Origin of the sequence: Curtobacterium sp. WHRI 8282 (genome assembly GCF_040223925.2) — a bacterium.
Lineage (GTDB): Bacteria > Actinomycetota > Actinomycetes > Actinomycetales > Microbacteriaceae > Curtobacterium > Curtobacterium flaccumfaciens.
Genome location: NZ_JBEHCD020000003.1, coordinates 561,280 through 577,219 on the forward strand (window position 1 = coordinate 561,280; position 15,940 = coordinate 577,219).

Here is a 15,940-nt window from a genome sequence, read left to right on the forward strand (position 1 = left end):
TGTTCGATGATGTCAATCGCGTCCGACATCCGTGGACAGTCCTGGTCGAACACGTGTTCGGATCAGGGCATCAGCTCACCAGCTGGCGACCGACCCGACTCCGCCGAGCACCGACCGCGTCTTGGTCTCGACCTCGTCCGCCTCGTCCGCGGGCACCGACGACCAGGTCACCGCTCCCCCGGCTCCGAGGGTCCGGGAACGCACCGCCCCCGACTCGTCGAGCACGGTCACGAGGCTACGGATCGCCACCGACAGGTCGACCGCCCCGCTCGCCGAGAAGTACCCGATCGCGCCCGAGTACACCCCGCGCGGCGCCCCCTCGAGGCGGTCCGCGATCGCCGTGGCACTGCTCTTCGGCGCCCCGGTCATCGACCCCGGCGGGAACGCCGCGTGCACCACGTCGGCCCGCGACGTCCCCGGCGGCAGCACCGCCCCGATCGTCGAGACCAGCTGGTGCACGCTGGCGTACGTCTCGACGGCGCACAGCCGCTCGACGTGCACCGACCCGGGCACCGCGGTCCGCAGCAGGTCGTTCCGCAGCAGGTCGACGATCATCACGTTCTCGGCGCGGTCCTTCGGGCTCGCCGCCAGGTCGTCCCGCGCGGCTGCGTCCGCCACCGCGTCGGCGAGCCGCCGCCGCGTGCCCTTGATCGGCTCCGCGAGCACCGCTCCGGCCGCGTCGATCCGCAGGAACCGCTCCGGTGACCGGCTCGCCACGCGCAGCGGGCCGAGCCGCAGGAACGCACCGAACGGGACGGGGTCGGACGCCCGCATCCGCAGGTACTCGTCCAGGTGCGGGTCCGTACCGGGGCCGCCACGGGCCTCCTGTCCGACCGCGAAGGCGGTGGTGAGGCAGACCTGGAACGCGTTCCCCTCGCGGATCTCCGCGCGGCACACGTCGACCGCCCGCTCGTAGGCGGCACGCGTCACGCGTCCGGTCGCCGTGGACACCCCGGCCGGGAGGCCCGTGGCCGCGTCCACGACGCCGACCGACGTCGCGGGGGTGGGCACCTCCTCGAGCCACGCGCGGTTCCGCGCGCTGGCCGCCGGTTCCGCGTCGGCGACGAGCGCGAGCGCCCAGGCGCCACCGGTGTGGTCGACGACGACGGCTCGGTCGACGAACCGCAGGTCGGCGTCGGCGTGCCCGTCGGCGGTGCGGTCCGGGCCGCCGGACTCGCGGCCGAGCTCGTAGCCGAGGAACCCGACCCAGCCCAGCGCGAACCCGCACCCGACGACCGGCTCGGGCAGGCTGGGCGTGCGTCGGAGCAGGTCCGCCAGCACCGCGAAGGCCGGACGCTCCTCGGATCGGGCGGGCCCGAACCACTCCTGGGCGGGCGCGGCGAGCGTCAGGTGCGCACGACGGTCCTGGTGCCGGAACCGGGCGGCGAACGGCCCGTCCGTCCACGCCAGCACGGACCAGCGGGCCCGGGGCCGAGCCGTGGCGGGAGCACCGTCGGGCAGGCCGGAGTCGAGCCACACCAGATCCCCGGCGACCTGCGCCGCCAGGGCCGCGAGGTCGGGGACCGGGTCGAGTCGGCGGACCTCGACGCGGACGCCGGGGTCGGGGGTGCTCAGATCGCGGCGATCGTCCATGCGGCGGCGTGCGAGGCACCGGGCGCGAGCACCACGAGGCCGCGGTCCTCGCCGTCGTTGAAGGCGTCCGGGGCGCACGTCATCGGCTCGACGGCGAGACCGGCGCGGTGGTACTCGGGGACCACGTGGTCGGCGGTGTGCACCTGGGCCCAGCCGCACTCCGGCCCGAAGGTCGCACGGACCCCGTGACCGTCCGCCGCCGTGACCGCGATGGTGGCGAGGCCGGCGGCGTCCCGGTCGAAGCCGGTGAAGGCGTGGTCGATGAACCGGTCGCCGATCAGCGTGGGCGTGCGCAGGTCGAACTCGTCGTGCACGGGGACCAGGTCGGTCGGGACGAGCCGGTCCGGCGTCACCTCGAGCACCTGGGCGGCGGGGAGCGTCAGGGTCCAGTCGTCGACGGTGCCGGCACCCGCGACGAGGTAGGGGTGCGGGCCGGTCCCCCACGGCGCGTCCTCGGCGCCGGTGTTCGTCCCGGTGATCGTGGTGTGCAGCCCCTCGGCGTCGAGCCGGTACTCCACGGTGACCTCGACGCGGTACGGGTAGCCCTGCTGCGCCTGCACGGTCGTGGCGAGCACCACGCGGTCGTCCGCCTGCTCCTGCACGCGGAAGTCCGTCCACGCGACGAGTCCGTGCAGGGCGTGGTGCCGTGCGGGCTCGGTGATGGCGAGCTCGTGGTCGACGCCGCCGAAGGAGTACTCGCCGTCGACGATCCGGTTCGGCCAAGGGGCCAGGACGGCACCGCGGAAGACCGGGCGGATCTCGTCGGCGTCGAACGGGACGACCAGGTCTCGGCCCTCGTGCCGCAGGGTCCGCAGTGTCGCTCCGACGGTGGCGATGTCGGCCGTGTACCCGGCGGAGGCGATCGTCAGCGGGGACCCGGACAGCGGCGCGTCGTTGCTCATGCGCTCAGCGTATCGGGCCGCCGAGGCCTGACGGGCGCACGAAAAACCCCGCCGTTCCGAGGAACGGCGGGGTTGAGGGTGGATCTGAGGGGACTCGAACCCCTGACCCCCTGCATGCCATGCAGGTGCGCTACCAGCTGCGCCACAGACCCAGATCGTGCTGCTTTCGTACCAACCGGTTCCCCGGAGGCACCATAGAAGCGTACACCATGCGAACGCCGGGCGACGAAATCGAATCCGTCACCCGGGCGCGTCGCTGATCAGGCGGTGTGGTCCACCGGGAGCTCGAGCGGGATCGTCGGGCAGTCGGCCCAGAGACGCTCGAGCGAGTAGTACTGGCGGTCTTCGTCGTGGAAGACGTGCACGATGATCTCGCCGAAGTCGATGAGGACCCAGCGGCCCTCGGTACGGCCTTCGCGGCGGAGCGTCTTGGCACCGAGCTCGAGGAGGCGTTCTTCGACGGCATCGGCGATGGACTGCACGTTGCGCTCGTTCCGACCGGTTGCGAGCAGGAACACGTCCGTGAGCTGCAACGGCCCGGTCACGTCGAGAGCGACGAGGTCCTCGGCCTGCTTGGCGTCGGCCGCGAGTGCTGCGGCCTGCACGAGTTCCAGTGCGCGAGTGGAGGCGGTCACGGATTCCTTCCGGTCGTCGAACCGACGGACAGCCGGTTCGCTTGATGGGTCACGATCATAAGCCACCCCGCCGACAGCGGCCAGGCCAGGGTCGGCGGGGTGGTGGAGAACGGACGTCGGGGACGGCAGCGGTCAGCCGCCGAACGCGTGGGTGGTGAGCAGTGCGGTGATGATGACACCGGCCGCAGCCAGTCCGACCGCGCCGACCGTGACACCGAGGATCAGCGGCGTGCGCGACTCCTTCGGCTTGGCGGCGGCGAGCACGACCTGGCGGGTCGAGGTGTGGCTGGACACCGCGCGGCTGGCCCGGACCGGGCTGGCGTCGGTGTCGGGCTGCTCGTCCTGCTGCTCGAGCAGGCGGTCGACCTCGGCGCCGTCGATCGGCCGGTGCGACCCCGTCGACGACAGCGATGCCGGAAGGTCGATCGACCCCGTCAGGATCACCTCACCCGTCGCGTTGAGGGCGCCGGTGGGGTCGGCCAGGGCCGAGTTCGGCAGGATGATCGCGTTCGTGTTCGTCACCGCGACGCGACGGGTGCCGGTCTCGGCGTCGTGCACCTCGGAGTCGTTCGAGTCGTGCGCCTGCTGGGACCAGTGGCCGGCGGGCGGCGCGAAGGCGGTGGTCACCGGCTTCGGCTCGGTCGGACGCGGGAACGCGGCGGGGACCTTCGGAGCTTCGGTGGCGGGCTCGGGCAGCGGCACCTCGTTGGTGTCGTCGTCCTCGGCGTCGAGCGAGAGCGGGAACACCGCGGGGGTCGCTGCGGCGGTGTTCGTCGGGATCGGCACCGGCGTGACGGTGGGCTGCGACCCGGCAGCGGGAGCGGGAGCGTCCTCGGACGGCTCGTCCGCCGGGGCGACGTCGGTCGTCTCGTCCGCAGGGGCGTCGTTCACCGGCGCGTCCGACTCGGGGACGTCGGTCGCCGGCGTGTCGGAGTCGGTGACGTCGGCGGGCGGCGACCACGTCGACCGGTGGCGGCGGGGCTCCTCGGCGTGCGCGGCGGCTTCGTCGAGGGGCTCGAGCGCGTCCGGGGAGCCGTCGGCCTCGGTGGCCTGGGCGACCGCGGCCTGGTCGAGGACCGTCGGGGCAGCGGGCTGCTCGTCGTGCGTGGCCTCGGCGTCCGGAGCACTCTGCGGCCCGGCGGTGGGGTCGATCGTGTCCACCGACCCGAGGACGTCCTCGACGGTGCGGTCGGACGACTGGGGCGTGGGGTCCTGCAGCGGGACCGGCTGCACCGCCTGGCGCTCGGCGGCGCGGAGCTGCCGGATCTGCCGACGGGTGAGCCCACCGCTGCCGGGGACGATCTCGGTCGCGGAAGCGGGCGGGAACGGCGGCACACCGGCCGCGGGCGCCGACGCCGGGACGGACGAGGCAGACGCCGGAGCGGTCTGCGCCGATGCCGGCGCGGACGACTGGGCGGGGCCACCGGGGGCCGGGGCGACGTGCGACCCGGGACGGCGGGACTCGGGGGTCTCGGCGGCGGGTGCGGCGACGGTCGGGGGCGGCGTCGCGGGCTGCGAACCGGCCGCGGCGGCACGCTCCCGCTCGCGCGCCTGGCGCCGCGACAGGGGCGGCTGCGCGTCGGACGAACTCATGCAACGCTCCGATACAGATGGTGCTTGGAGATGTACTGGACGACACCGTCGGGAACCAAGTACCAGACGGGGAACCCCCGTCGAACCCGGTCACGGCAATCCGTCGAGGATATGGCCAGTGCAGGGACTTCGAGCAAGCTTACGTCCCGCTCGGGCAATCCGGTGAGGCTCAAGGCGTGTCCCGGACGCGTCACGGCCACGAAGTGCGCGAGGTCCCAGAGACCATCATGGTCTTTCCAGTCGACGATCTGCTGAACGGCGTCTGCGCCCGAGATGAAGACGAGCTGGGCATCTGGTCGCTGTTCGTGCAGATCCCGCAGGGTGTCGACGGTGTACGTCGGCCCCGGGCGGTCGATGTCCACGCGGCTGACGGTGAACATCGGGTTCGACGCGGTGGCAATCACGGTCATCAGGTACCGGTGCTCGGCGTCGGTGACGTCGGACTTCATGTACGGCTGTCCGGTGGGGACGAAGACGACCTCGTCGAGGTCGAACGCCCGCGCCACCTCGGACGCCGCGACCAGGTGCCCGTGGTGGATGGGGTCGAACGTGCCACCCATCACGCCGATGCGTGGCCGTCCGGTGGTCTCGAGCATCGAGTGGTCGGTCAGATCTTGGTGTGGCCGAACTCGTCGACACCCGTCTCGTGGTGGCGGGTGGCCTCGAACTTCTGGGAGTGGCGGTAGGCCACGTCGCGGAAGCTCCAGGTCACGAAGCCGAGGAAGATGAAGAAGAGGGCGCCGACCATGGGGAACACGAACGCGGGCGCCCCGGAGGCGTGCTCAGCAGCTTCTGCGAGGAGGGTCATCGTTCGTGCTCCGTTCGGTCGGGGAAAGACGCCGTTCAGTCTAGCCGCGGATCTGCCCGGAGCCGCGCACGATCCACTTCGTGCTCGTCAGCTCCGGCAGGCCCATCGGACCGCGCGCGTGCAGCTTCTGCGTCGAGATGCCGACCTCGGCCCCGAAACCGAACTCGCCGCCGTCGGTGAACCGGGTCGACGCGTTCACCATCACGACCGCCGAGTCGACCGTCGCCAGGAACCGTTCGGCGGTGTCGACGTCGTTCGTGACGATCGACTCCGTGTGGTGCGTCGACCACCGTGCGATGTGCGCCATCGCCGCGTCGACGTCGGGCACGACGCGGATCGACAGATCGAGGTCCATCGACTCGGTCGCCCAGTCGTCGTCGGTGGCACGGAGCACCCCGGGCACGATCGCCCGCGTGGCGTCGTCGCCGCGCAGCGTCACACCGGACGCCCGCAACCGGTCGGCCAGCACCGGCAGAAGTCGTTCGGCGGCGGCCTCGTGCACCAGGAGGGTCTCGAGGGCGTTGCACACGCTCGGCCGCTGCACCTTGCTGTTCAGGACGATGTCGACCGCACGCTGCTCCGGCGCGGAGGCGTCGAGGAACACGTGCACGACGCCCGCACCGGTCTCGATGACGGGCACCTGCGACTCGGTGACGACGGTCTGGATGAGTGCGGCGCTCCCCCGCGGGATCAGCACGTCGACCAGGCCGCGTGCGCGCATGAGCTCGGTGGCACCGGCGCGGCCGAACTCGTCGATGGTCTGCACCAGGTCGCGGGGCAGGCCGACCGACTCGACCGCGTCCTGGATCCGGGCGACGAGCACGGCGTTCGTGTGCTGGGCCGCCGATCCGCCACGGAGCACGACGGCGTTGCCCGACTTGAGCGCGAGCGAGGCGATGTCGACGGTGACGTTCGGGCGTGCCTCGTAGATCGCCCCGACGACACCGAACGGCACGCGCACCTGGGTGAGCTGGAGTCCGTTCGGCAGCTGCGACCCGCGCACGTGCTCCCCCACGGGGTCGGTCAGCCCGACGACGTGCTCGACCGCGGCGGCGAGGGCTTCGATCCGGCCGGGGTCGAGTCGCAGCCGGTCGAGCAGCCCGGACGAGAGTCCGCCGTCCTCGCCGGCGATGAGGTCGTCGTGGTTCGCGGCGACGATCTCGTCGGTCGCGGCACGCACAGCCGCGGCGATCGCGCCGAGGGCCGCGTCCTTGACGGCGGTCGTCGCGGTCGCGAGCGCCGACGAGGCGGCCCGAGCGGCCACGAGCTTGTCGGTCAGGGTCGGGGCGGGCGCGATCGACGACATGGACCGATTGTAGGTCCGCCCCTCGGTTCGTGACGGGCGTTCCGGACACTCGCCGTGCCTCCGGGCCCAGTCCGCCGCACCGACCGGTCACGACACGTCGCCCCCGCCCGCCGAGCGGTCACAGATCGTCGCTCCGCGCCGCCCGCACCGACGGTTCCCGACCACACGAACGCGTCGCGACGGTGAGTCGTGACCGCCTGGAGGCCCGCCACCGGTCCCGGGGACCCACACCGGGCCTCCAGGCGGTCGCGTCCACCCCGTGGGTCGGTCACGACACGTCGTCCCGCACCACGCGAGCGGTCGCAGATCGTCGCTCCGCGACGCCCGCACCGACGGTTCCCGACCACACGACCGCGTCGCGACGGGGAGTCGTGACCGCCTGGAGGCCCGCCACCGGCCCCCGGGACCCGCACCGGGCCTCCAGGCGGTCGCGTCCACCCCGTCGGTCGGTCAGGACACGTCGTCCCGCACCACGCGAGCGGTCGCAGATCGTCGCTCCGCGACGCCCGCACCGACGGTTCCCGACCAGTCGGCACCGGGCCGACGGCGAGTCGTGACCGCTCCGGGCGCAACCCGTCTCAGGGACGCGGCGCGGCGTGGAACCAGGTGCCGAGGTGTTCGCCCGCCAACGCGCGGTCGACCAGCGCCGTGTCGGTCACGAGCACCGCGGTGCCCGCCTCGGCCGCGAGCCGCGCGGCGGCGACCTTGGTCCCCGCTCCCCCGGTGCCGACGCCGGCGGTGCCGATCGAGCCGAAGGTGACCCCGGCCAGCTCGTCGCCGAACGGCACCTCGTCGATGCGGGTCGCGCCGGGCTGCTCCGGGGGTGCCGTGTAGAGCGCCTCGACGTCGGAGAGCAGCACGAGGGCGTCGGCCCCGAGCAGCCGGGCCACCAGGGCCGCCAGCCGGTCGTTGTCGCCGAAACGGATCTCGTGCGTGGCGACGGTGTCGTTCTCGTTCACGATCGGGAGCACGCGCAGGGCGAGCAAGCGGTCGATGGCGCGCTGGGCGTTCACCCGGTGTGTGGGGTTCTGCAGGTCACCGGCGGTGAGCAGGATCTGCGCCGCGACGACGCCGTGCCGATCGAGTTCCTTCTGGTACCGGAACATCAGGACGTTCTGCCCGGTGGCCGCCGCAGCCTGCTGCGTGGCGAGGTCGTCCGGACGGCCCTCGAGTCCGAGGAACGGGAACCCGGTCGCGATCGCACCGGACGACACGAGCACGACCTCGGTCCCCCGACCGTAGGCGGCGGCCAGGGCGTCCACCAGGGGGCCGATCTGGCCGGCGGCGTCACCGCTGACCGAGGACGAGCCGACCTTGACCACGATCCGCCGCGCACGCGGGATGTCCTCTCGCCGGGTGACGGGTCCGAGGTCGGTGCGGGCGGTCGTGTCGGTCATGCCGTGGTCAGTCCTTCTGGTCGCTGGTCTCGACCTGCTCGCTGGTGCCGAGCTGGTCGCTGGTCACCACGTCGTCGTCCACCCAGAGCCCGGAGACGCGCTCCTGCTCGAGCTCGGCACGGGCGGCCGCCTTGGCGTCCATCCGCTCGAAGTACTCCTCGCGCCGCTCGTTGCGGGTCGGACGCGAGGTCGCACCGATGCGGGCGTCGGTGCCACGGGCGCTCGTGATGAGCTCCGCGGTCGACGTGAGCGTGGGCTCCCAGTCGAACACCATGCCGCCGTCGCCACCGATGACGACGGTCGAGCCGGCGACGGCTCCGGCCTTGAACAGGCCGTCCTCGACGCCGAGCTTCGCGAGCCGGTCGGCCAGGTAACCGATCGCCTCTTCGTTGGTGAAGTCGGTCTGCTGCACCCAGCGCTCCGGCTTGGCGCCGCGGACGCGGTAGAAGCGGTGCTCCTCGCCACCCTCGGCGCGCACGGTGAACGGCTTCTCGTTGACCGAGCGGGGGCGGAGCACGATGCGCTCCGGCACGGGCTCGGCCGCACGGGCGGCGCGGGCCTGCTCGACGATGTCGGCCAGGGCGAAGGTCAGCTCACGGAGCCCCTTGCGGGACGCCGTGGAGATCGGGAAGACGCGGTAGCCGCGGCCCTCGAGCTCGGCGGTGACGAACTCGGCGAGCTCCTGCGCCTCGGGTACGTCGATCTTGTTCAGGGCGATGAGCTGCGGGCGCTCGAGCAGCGGCACCTGGCCCTCGGGGACCGGGTAACGCTCGAGCTCACCGAGGATGACGTCGAGGTCGCTGATCGGGTCGCGGCCCGGGTCGAGCGTGGCGCAGTCGATGACGTGGAGGAGCGCCTCGCACCGCTCGACGTGGCGCAGGAACTCGAGGCCCAGGCCCTTGCCCTCGGACGCGCCCTCGATCAGACCGGGGACGTCGGCGACGGTGAACCGGGTGTCACCGGACTCGACGACACCGAGGTTCGGGGTGAGGGTCGTGAACGGGTAGTCCGCGATCTTCGGCTTGGCGGCGGAGACGGCTGCGATGAGCGAGGACTTGCCGGCGCTCGGGAACCCGACGAGGGCGACGTCGGCGATGGTCTTCAGCTCGAGGCTGATGTCCCCCGCCCAGCCCTCGGTGCCGAGCAGCGCGAAGCCGGGGGCCTTGCGCTTCGTGGTGGAGAGCGCCGCGTTGCCGAGGCCGCCCTGTCCACCGGGGGCCACGACGACGCGCATGCCGGGCTCGGTGAGGTCGGCGATGACGTCGCCGGACTCGTCGTACACCACGGTGCCGACGGGCATCGGGAGCTCGAGGACCTCGCCGCTGACACCGCTGCGGTGGTCGCCCATGCCGGGCTGCCCGTTCTTCGACGAGCGGTGCGGGGAACGGTGGTAGCCGAGCAGCGTCGTCACCTGCGGGTCGGCGACGAGCACGATGTCACCGCCGTCACCGCCGTTGCCGCCGTCGGGCCCGGCGAGGGGCTTGAACTTCTCACGGCGGACCGACACGCAGCCGTTGCCGCCGTGCCCCGCGCTGAGGTGCAGGGTCACGCGGTCGACGAAGGTCGCCATGGGTCCACTCCTGGTGTTTCGTTGTGCCGACGGGATCGTCGGCGGGAAAAGCGAAGGAGGGGCGGGCACTCGGCCCGCCCCTCCAGCTGCAGTCGTTCGAACGACTACGCGTTGACGATGTTGATGACCTTGCGGCCACCCTTGGTGCCGAACTCGACCGAACCGGACGAGAGGGCGAACAGCGTGTCGTCGCCACCGCGGCCGACGTTGGCGCCCGGGTGGAAGTGGGTACCGCGCTGGCGGACGATGATCTCGCCGGCGTTGACGACCTCGCCACCGAAGCGCTTCACGCCGAGGCGCTGTGCGTTCGAGTCACGACCGTTGCGAGTGGAACTCGCACCCTTCTTGTGTGCCATGAGTTGACTCCCTTACGCGATCTTGGTGATCTTGACGCGGGTCAGCTCAGCGCGGAAACCCTGGCGCTTCTTGTACCCGGTCTTGTTCTTGAACTTCTGGATGATGACCTTGGGACCACGGAGGTCGTCGAGCACCTCGGCGGTGACGGTCACGTTCGCGAGCTCGGAAGCCGCCGACGTGATCTTGTCACCGTCCACGAGGAGCACGGGGGCGAGGTCGATGTTGCCCTTGTCGTCCGCCTTGGCACGGTCGATGGTCAGGATGGTGCCGACCTCGACCTTCTCCTGACGGCCGCCGGCGCGCACTACTGCGTAAACCACGTGGAAATCCTTACGTAACTCTGCTTGAGGGAAGTCTCGGGTGCCCACTTCTGCACGAGCGGCTCCCGGAAGGCCGGGCCCGATCGGCGACGCAGGCAGAACGGCCCGCTGACACCAGGGACCGAGAATACTCGATCACCCTGGGTCCGGTCAAACGGCGACACCCGTACGATTGCACGGTGACCGTGTTGATCGACCCACCGACGTGGCCCGCCCACGACACACTGTGGTCGCACCTCGTCAGTGATGAATCCTACGCGGAACTCCACGCGTTCGCTGCGCGGGCCGGTGTGCCGCGCCGTGCGTTCGACCACGACCACTACGACGTCCCGCTCGAGCGGTACGACGAACTGGTGGCCGCGGGCGCCTCGGCGGTGACCGGTCGCGAGCTCGTGCTGCGGTTGATCCGCAGTGGGCTGCGCGTGGCGCAGCGGGACAAGCGCAGCGGCTGACAGCGCGTCAGGGCGGCCGGGAGGCTCGGTTCGGGTCCGCCCGCGCGGCACCTCGCACGGCGCGTCGCCGGCTCGCAGGGCCGCGCGCACGGTGCGAGGTTCCGTACTCCGTGCGACGCGGAGACGGGCGCACCGAGTACGGAACCTCGCACGGGTCGGCGGAGGCCTCGCACCGTGCGAGGGGCCGCGGGCGGGCTCAGCGGGGCGCTGGACCGCCCCAGGGGTTCGCCGGGGGCTGCTGCTGGGGCTGCTGCTGGATCGTCGACGGCGGCACCGCGTCGGCGGGTCGGACGGTGCCCGGCATGCCCGGGGTCGTCGACGGGCCTCGTCCGCGGCGCGGTCGACCGAGCCAGAGCCAGGCCGCCGTGGCGGTCGCCAGGAGCATCACCGTGAACGGCAGACCGTTCTGCAGCGGCCGCGTGACCACGTCGATGACGAGCTGGGAAGCGCCTGCGGTGGTCGCTCCGAGCGACCCGGTGAAGACCCCGACGAGCATCAGGGCCACCGTGCCAGCGGCGCCGGCGAGGACCACGCGGAGCAGGAGCCTCGGCAGCGGACTGCGGCGGTCGATCGGCGTCAGGAACGCCAGGGCCAGGAAAGCCCCGACGTAGTACGGGAACGGCGCCACGAAGACCCCGGTCGTGAAGCTGCCGAGCAGGCTCGTGCCGGCGCCGTAGTGCCGGAACGGACTGACCACGAGCGAGGTGCCGAGCAGCCCGAAGAGCCCGGAGACGAACTCGACGAGCACCAGCGCCACCACGGCGATGAGCGCGCCGGCCGTGTTCGTCACCGAGGCTCCGGGCGCGAAGGCCCGACGCGGGTCTGCCGGGGCACGGGGCGGCCGCGGCGGGGCGTACGGCGCACCGGCACCGGGCTGACGCCCGTACTGCGGCACACCGCCCTGCTGCGGCGGCACGGGGCCACCGGGCTGCTGGGCACCCGGGCCGGGCGGTTCGGGCTGGGACCAGCCCGCACCGTAGTACCCACGCTGCTGCTGCGGGTCGCCCGGGTTCGTCACGTCAGTTCCCCAGGATCACTGCGCCGTCGGAGCCGTCGGCGTCGTCGGTCGACTCCTCCGTCGGCGTGGCCGGAGCGCTGATGCTCGGCGACGAGACCCGGCGGGAACGCGAGCGCCCCTGTCCGGGCTGCTTCGGCTCCGGGAGCGCCTGGAGCACCGAGTCGAGCAGGGACTCGGCGTCCGGGGCGACCGCACGCGGCTCGCGCTTGGGCGCCGCGGCGATCGGGATGTCCAGGATCGCGACGGTGTTGTCGGTCGGGGTCACGGTGGCGCTCGAGCTCACGCGACGGCGGGCCGGGGCCTTCGCCTTCGGTGCGGCAGCGGGCTCCGTGACGGCCGGAGCAGCGGCCTTCGGCGCGCGCGCCTCGGGCTCGACGACCACGGCGGGCTCGGCGGTTGCCGAGGACTCCGGTGCGTCCGACTGCTCGGCGGCATCGGCGGCCCCAGCCGGCGCGGCGGCCTGCTGGTCACCGTTCTGCTGGTCGCCGTTCTGCTGGTCTCCCCCGCGGCTCCCACGGCCACGACGACGACGCTTCGAACCGGTCGGCTGTTCGCCACCCGTGCTGTCCGTGCCGGTCGACGCGTCGGCCGACGACGGTGCCGTGGTCTCCGTCGCGGTCACGGCAGCCGCCGCTGCCTCTTGCTCGTCGTGCGACAGGGTCGAGGCGGCGATCCGCGACAGCGCGTTCTTCACGTCGTCCGTGATCTGGTGCGCCTGGCTGGACGCGCCGTGCGACGACCCCGACGACCCCGACGAACCGGAGTTCCCGTTGCCGTTGCCGCCGTTCCCGCCGTTGCCGGACCGGCCGTTCTCGTTGCCGTTCCCGCCACGGCCCTTGCGGCGACCCTTGCTCGGGCCCGGGTCGGCGTTGTTGTCGTTGATCTTGGCGTTGACCTCGTCGAGGGACTCGCGCAGACCGACACCGATCTTCTTGCGGGTCATCTGCACGAGGCCGAGCGAGGTGATCTCGGCGACCTGGTGTTTCGTGCGGTCACGGCTCAGGCACTCCACCAGGCGGCGGAGCACGAGGTCGCGGTTCTCCTCGAGCACCATGTCGATGAAGTCGACGACGATGATGCCGCCGATGTCCCGCAGGCGGAGCTGCCGGACGATCTCCTCGGCGGCCTCGAGGTTGTTCTTCGTGACCGTCTCCTCGAGGTTGCCGCCGGAGCCGACGAACTTGCCCGTGTTGACGTCGACGACCGTCATGGCCTCGGTGCGGTCGATGACGAGCGAACCACCGGAGGGCAGCCAGACCTTGCGGTCGAGCGCCTTGTCGATCTGCTCGTTGAGGCGGAACTCCTCGAAGGAGTCGGGGCCCTCGTACCGGACGACGCGGTCCTTGAGGTCCGGGGCGACGGCCGACAGGTACTCGTCGATGGTGCCGCCGGCGGCCTCGCCGTCGATGATCAGCTTCGTGAAGTCCTCGTTGAAGACGTCGCGGACGATCTTGATGAGCAGGTCGGGCTCGGAGTGCAGCATCACCGGGGCGTGGCCACCGGCGACCTTCTTCTGGATGGCCTCCCACTGGCTGGTCAGGCGCTGCACGTCGCGGGTGAGCTGCTCCTCGGTCGCACCCTCGGCAGCGGTGCGCACGATGACGCCCGCGTGCTCCGGCAGGACCTCCTTCAGGATCTTCTTCAGTCGGGCACGCTCGGTGTCCGGCAGCTTGCGCGAGATCCCGTTCATCGAGCCGTTCGGCACGTAGACCAGGTAGCGACCCGGCAACGAGATCTGGCTGGTGAGGCGGGCACCCTTGTGGCCGACCGGGTCCTTCGTGACCTGCACGAGGACCTTGTCGCCCGGCTTGAGCGCTGCTTCGATGCGGCGACCGTGGTTGCCGGTCTCGACGGAGTTCCAGTCGACCTCACCGGCGTAGAGCACGGCGTTCCGGCCACGACCGATGTCGACGAACGCCGCCTCCATCGAGGGCAGGACGTTCTGCACCTTGCCGAGGTAGACGTTGCCGATGAGCGACACGTTCTCGGACTTGGTGATGTAGTGCTCGGCGAGGATGCCGTCCTCGAGCACGCCGATCTCGATCGTCGACGAGCTGGAGCGGACGATCATCTGGCGGTCGACGCTCTCGCGGCGGGCGAGGAACTCGTCCTCGCTGACCACCTGACGGCGGCGTCCGGCATCGCGGCCGTCACGACGGCGCTGCTTCTTCGCCTCGAGCCGGGTCGAGCCCTTGATGCGCTGCGGCTCGGTGATGAGCTCCGGCTCGCGGCGGCGCGGCTCCTGGTGGTCGCGCGGCTCGCGGGCCTCGCGGTCGGCGCTCGAACCACGGCGACGCGAGCGACGGCGCGAGCCGCCCTGGTCGTCGCGGTCGTCACGGTCGCGATCGCGGTCGAACCGGTCCTCGCGGTCGTAGCGGTCGTCCTCGTCACGGTCGCGGTCGCGGTCACGATCACGATCACGATCACGATCACGATCACGATCGAACCGGGGCGCGCGCTGCGGCAGCTCCGGCAGCACCGGCGCGTGGAAGATCAGGCTGAGCGTGCTCGTGGCCTTCGGCACGAACGGCTCGTCAGCGGGTGCTGCGTCGTCGCTCGCCTCGGCCGTCGGTGCGGCATCGGCCGGACGGGAGGCGCGGTCCGCGTCCGCCCCGTCGGTCGCGGTCGCCGACTGGTCGCCCGTCACGACCGGCAGGTCACCGGTCAGCGTGCTCACGTCGTGCGGCTCGGCACCGCTGTCGGCGACGGCCTCGACCGCGACGGAGACCGCCCCGGTGTCGGTCGGCTCGACGGGCGACGCCGGCGAGGCCGGGGAGTCGGGCGAGTCCGGCGAATCGGGAGAGTCCGGCGAACCGGCCGACGCGACGCTGGCCGCGGGACGGGCGTCAGCGCCGCCCGTCAGCGCGAGGGTCTCGTCGGCGTGGGGTGCTTGCTCGGCGCTCCCACGGGCCTCCTGGCCGGACGACCGGGCGCGGCGACCGCCGAACAGGCGGCTCCGGCGCTTCGGCGCGTTCTCGTCGTTGGTCGTGTTGTCGTTGTTCTGCTCCACCATGGACTGGTGCACTCCTCGGCCCCACTCGCACCCTTTCGGGTGGCGGGAATTCTGTGTCGTGGCGGGCGGCGTCGACGCCCCCGCGCTCGCTGTCTCGTGATCGGTCCGCGTCAACTTCTCGTTGCGTCCGCGCCCGTTCCGGTCCGGGCACCCGGCCCGGTCCGGCTCGGCGTCGGAGTGACGCTGCCCGACCACAGTGCGCTCTCACCGCACCTGATCGTCCGGGTTCGGCCCGGTGGGGCGTCACTCGGAAAGCTCTCTTCGGTGTGCGGTTGGCCGCACGACCTCCAGGCATTATCGCATGCCGCACCCGGAAAGCACCGGAACCCGCATGCGATGATGACCGCGTGACCGCGTCTGCCCCTGCCCCCCGTCGTCCGATCGCGATGGCGGTCTTCCTGCTCGTCACCGGGATCGTCGGCCTGTTCGGCTCGTTCCGGCTCGTCCTCGACGAGTTCACGAAGTACCAGAACCCGAAGGCCGTCCTGAGCTGTGACGTGAACCCGTTCATCAACTGCTCCGACGTGATGGCCAGCTGGCAGGGGCACCTGTTCGGGTTCCCGAACCCGTTGCTCGGCGTCATGGGGTTCGTCGCCCCGATCGCCGTCGCGGTGCTGCTGCTCGCCGGGTTCCGGAACGGTTCGCGCTGGTTCTGGATCGTCTTCAACGCCGGGGTCTTCCTGGCATGGGTCTTCGTGACCTGGCTGTTCACGCAGACCGTCTTCGTCATCGGTGCCCTGTGCCCGTGGTGCATGCTCGTCTGGTCGATGACCATCCCGATGTTCTGGGTGTTCACCATCTGGAACACGGCGCAGGGTCGCTTCGGCGCCGGGGCGCAGCGCGTCGGGCGGTCGCTCCTGCCCTTCAGCTGGGCGTTCGCGCTGGCGAACTACCTGGTCATCATCGTCACGATCATCATCAAGTTCCCCGCGGTCCTCACCAGCTTCTGAGCCGTCCCCGCTGCCCCTACGCTCGG

The 15,940-nt window shown here is 71.8% G+C and carries 15 protein-coding genes and 1 tRNA gene; 2 read left to right on the forward strand and 14 right to left on the reverse strand.

Features of this window, described 5'->3' with window-relative positions; genetic code table 11:
- Positions 1-75: 75 nt before the first annotated feature.
- The 12 genes from ABRP24_RS13540 to rplU all read right to left on the reverse strand — a co-directional run bounded on the left by ABRP24_RS13540 (position 76) and on the right by rplU (position 10,481).
- Positions 76-1,593, reverse strand: a complete 1,518-nt coding sequence (locus ABRP24_RS13540) for an anthranilate synthase component I family protein (protein ID WP_349847859.1) — start codon at positions 1,591-1,593, stop codon at positions 76-78.
- Positions 1,572-2,495, reverse strand: coding sequence for an aldose 1-epimerase family protein (locus tag ABRP24_RS13545; RefSeq protein WP_349847860.1), 924 nt, complete (start codon positions 2,493-2,495; stop codon positions 1,572-1,574). The genes ABRP24_RS13540 and ABRP24_RS13545 overlap by 22 nt, the downstream gene beginning before the upstream one ends.
- A 79-nt stretch (positions 2,496-2,574) precedes the next feature.
- Positions 2,575-2,647, reverse strand: a tRNA-Ala gene (locus ABRP24_RS13550).
- Between the two features lie 108 nt (positions 2,648-2,755).
- Positions 2,756-3,130, reverse strand: coding sequence for a ribosome silencing factor (rsfS, locus tag ABRP24_RS13555; RefSeq protein ID WP_027464721.1), 375 nt, complete (start codon positions 3,128-3,130; stop codon positions 2,756-2,758).
- Positions 3,131-3,262: 132 nt separating this feature from the next.
- A complete protein-coding gene (locus ABRP24_RS13560) occupies positions 3,263-4,723 on the reverse strand; it encodes a hypothetical protein (RefSeq protein ID WP_349847861.1) in 1,461 nt (486 codons plus the stop codon).
- Positions 4,720-5,319, reverse strand: coding sequence for a nicotinate-nucleotide adenylyltransferase (gene nadD / locus ABRP24_RS13565; protein WP_027464719.1), 600 nt, complete (start codon positions 5,317-5,319; stop codon positions 4,720-4,722). The genes ABRP24_RS13560 and nadD overlap by 4 nt, the downstream gene beginning before the upstream one ends.
- Positions 5,320-5,330: 11 nt before the next feature.
- Positions 5,331-5,531 (reverse strand): hypothetical protein, encoded by a 201-nt coding sequence (locus ABRP24_RS13570; protein WP_035807661.1) that lies wholly within the window; start codon positions 5,529-5,531, stop codon positions 5,331-5,333.
- Positions 5,532-5,571: 40 nt separating this feature from the next.
- Positions 5,572-6,837 carry a glutamate-5-semialdehyde dehydrogenase gene (locus tag ABRP24_RS13575; RefSeq protein ID WP_214558645.1) on the reverse strand — a complete coding sequence of 422 codons (1,266 nt, stop codon included), beginning with the start codon at positions 6,835-6,837 and terminating at the stop codon, positions 5,572-5,574.
- A 578-nt stretch (positions 6,838-7,415) separates the two neighbouring features.
- Positions 7,416-8,234, reverse strand: coding sequence for a glutamate 5-kinase (gene proB / locus ABRP24_RS13580; RefSeq protein WP_217499638.1), 819 nt, complete (start codon positions 8,232-8,234; stop codon positions 7,416-7,418).
- 7 nt (positions 8,235-8,241) lie between these two features.
- Positions 8,242-9,804 carry a GTPase ObgE gene (gene obgE / locus ABRP24_RS13585; RefSeq protein WP_071245029.1) on the reverse strand — a complete coding sequence of 521 codons (1,563 nt, stop codon included), beginning with the start codon at positions 9,802-9,804 and terminating at the stop codon, positions 8,242-8,244.
- 104 nt (positions 9,805-9,908) lie between these two features.
- On the reverse strand, positions 9,909-10,160 hold the full coding sequence (gene rpmA, locus ABRP24_RS13590; RefSeq protein ID WP_017885976.1) for a 50S ribosomal protein L27: 252 nt from the start codon (positions 10,158-10,160) through the stop codon (positions 9,909-9,911).
- A 12-nt stretch (positions 10,161-10,172) separates the two neighbouring features.
- Positions 10,173-10,481, reverse strand: coding sequence for a 50S ribosomal protein L21 (gene rplU / locus ABRP24_RS13595; RefSeq protein WP_027464715.1), 309 nt, complete (start codon positions 10,479-10,481; stop codon positions 10,173-10,175).
- A gap of 179 nt (positions 10,482-10,660) precedes the next feature.
- On the opposite strand from rplU, the gene ABRP24_RS13600 reads away from it, so the two are divergent.
- Positions 10,661-10,933, forward strand: a complete 273-nt coding sequence (locus ABRP24_RS13600; protein WP_349847862.1) for a DUF4031 domain-containing protein — start codon at positions 10,661-10,663, stop codon at positions 10,931-10,933.
- A 196-nt stretch (positions 10,934-11,129) separates the two neighbouring features.
- Here ABRP24_RS13600 and ABRP24_RS13605 read toward each other — a convergent pair whose 3' ends face one another.
- Both ABRP24_RS13605 and ABRP24_RS13610 read right to left on the reverse strand, forming a co-directional pair.
- Entirely contained in the window at positions 11,130-11,951 is an 822-nt protein-coding gene (locus tag ABRP24_RS13605; protein WP_349847863.1) for a hypothetical protein, read from the reverse strand.
- A 1-nt stretch (position 11,952) separates the two neighbouring features.
- A complete protein-coding gene (locus ABRP24_RS13610) occupies positions 11,953-14,964 on the reverse strand; it encodes an Rne/Rng family ribonuclease (protein ID WP_349847864.1) in 3,012 nt (1,003 codons plus the stop codon).
- 347 nt (positions 14,965-15,311) lie between these two features.
- Here ABRP24_RS13610 and ABRP24_RS13615 point away from each other — a divergent pair, with 347 nt between their 5' ends.
- A complete protein-coding gene (locus ABRP24_RS13615; RefSeq protein ID WP_071245032.1) occupies positions 15,312-15,914 on the forward strand; it encodes a vitamin K epoxide reductase family protein in 603 nt (200 codons plus the stop codon).
- Positions 15,915-15,940: the final 26 nt, after the last annotated feature.

What these genes read in the sequence shown, in the direction of transcription:
- ABRP24_RS13540 (WP_349847859.1), bottom strand. Translation starts at nt 1,593, where the DNA reads ATGGACGATCGCCGCGATCTGAGCACCCCCGACCCCGGCGTCCGCGTC.
- ABRP24_RS13545 (WP_349847860.1), bottom strand. Translation starts at nt 2,495, where the DNA reads ATGAGCAACGACGCGCCGCTGTCCGGGTCCCCGCTGACGATCGCCTCC.
- ABRP24_RS13560 (WP_349847861.1), bottom strand. Translation starts at nt 4,723, where the DNA reads ATGAGTTCGTCCGACGCGCAGCCGCCCCTGTCGCGGCGCCAGGCGCGC.
- nadD (WP_027464719.1), bottom strand. Translation starts at nt 5,319, where the DNA reads ATGCTCGAGACCACCGGACGGCCACGCATCGGCGTGATGGGTGGCACG.
- ABRP24_RS13570 (WP_035807661.1), bottom strand. Translation starts at nt 5,531, where the DNA reads ATGACCCTCCTCGCAGAAGCTGCTGAGCACGCCTCCGGGGCGCCCGCG.
- ABRP24_RS13575 (WP_214558645.1), bottom strand. Translation starts at nt 6,837, where the DNA reads ATGTCGTCGATCGCGCCCGCCCCGACCCTGACCGACAAGCTCGTGGCC.
- proB (WP_217499638.1), bottom strand. Translation starts at nt 8,234, where the DNA reads ATGACCGACACGACCGCCCGCACCGACCTCGGACCCGTCACCCGGCGA.
- obgE (WP_071245029.1), bottom strand. Translation starts at nt 9,804, where the DNA reads ATGGCGACCTTCGTCGACCGCGTGACCCTGCACCTCAGCGCGGGGCAC.
- rpmA (WP_017885976.1), bottom strand. Translation starts at nt 10,160, where the DNA reads ATGGCACACAAGAAGGGTGCGAGTTCCACTCGCAACGGTCGTGACTCG.
- ABRP24_RS13610 (WP_349847864.1), bottom strand. Translation starts at nt 14,964, where the DNA reads ATGGTGGAGCAGAACAACGACAACACGACCAACGACGAGAACGCGCCG.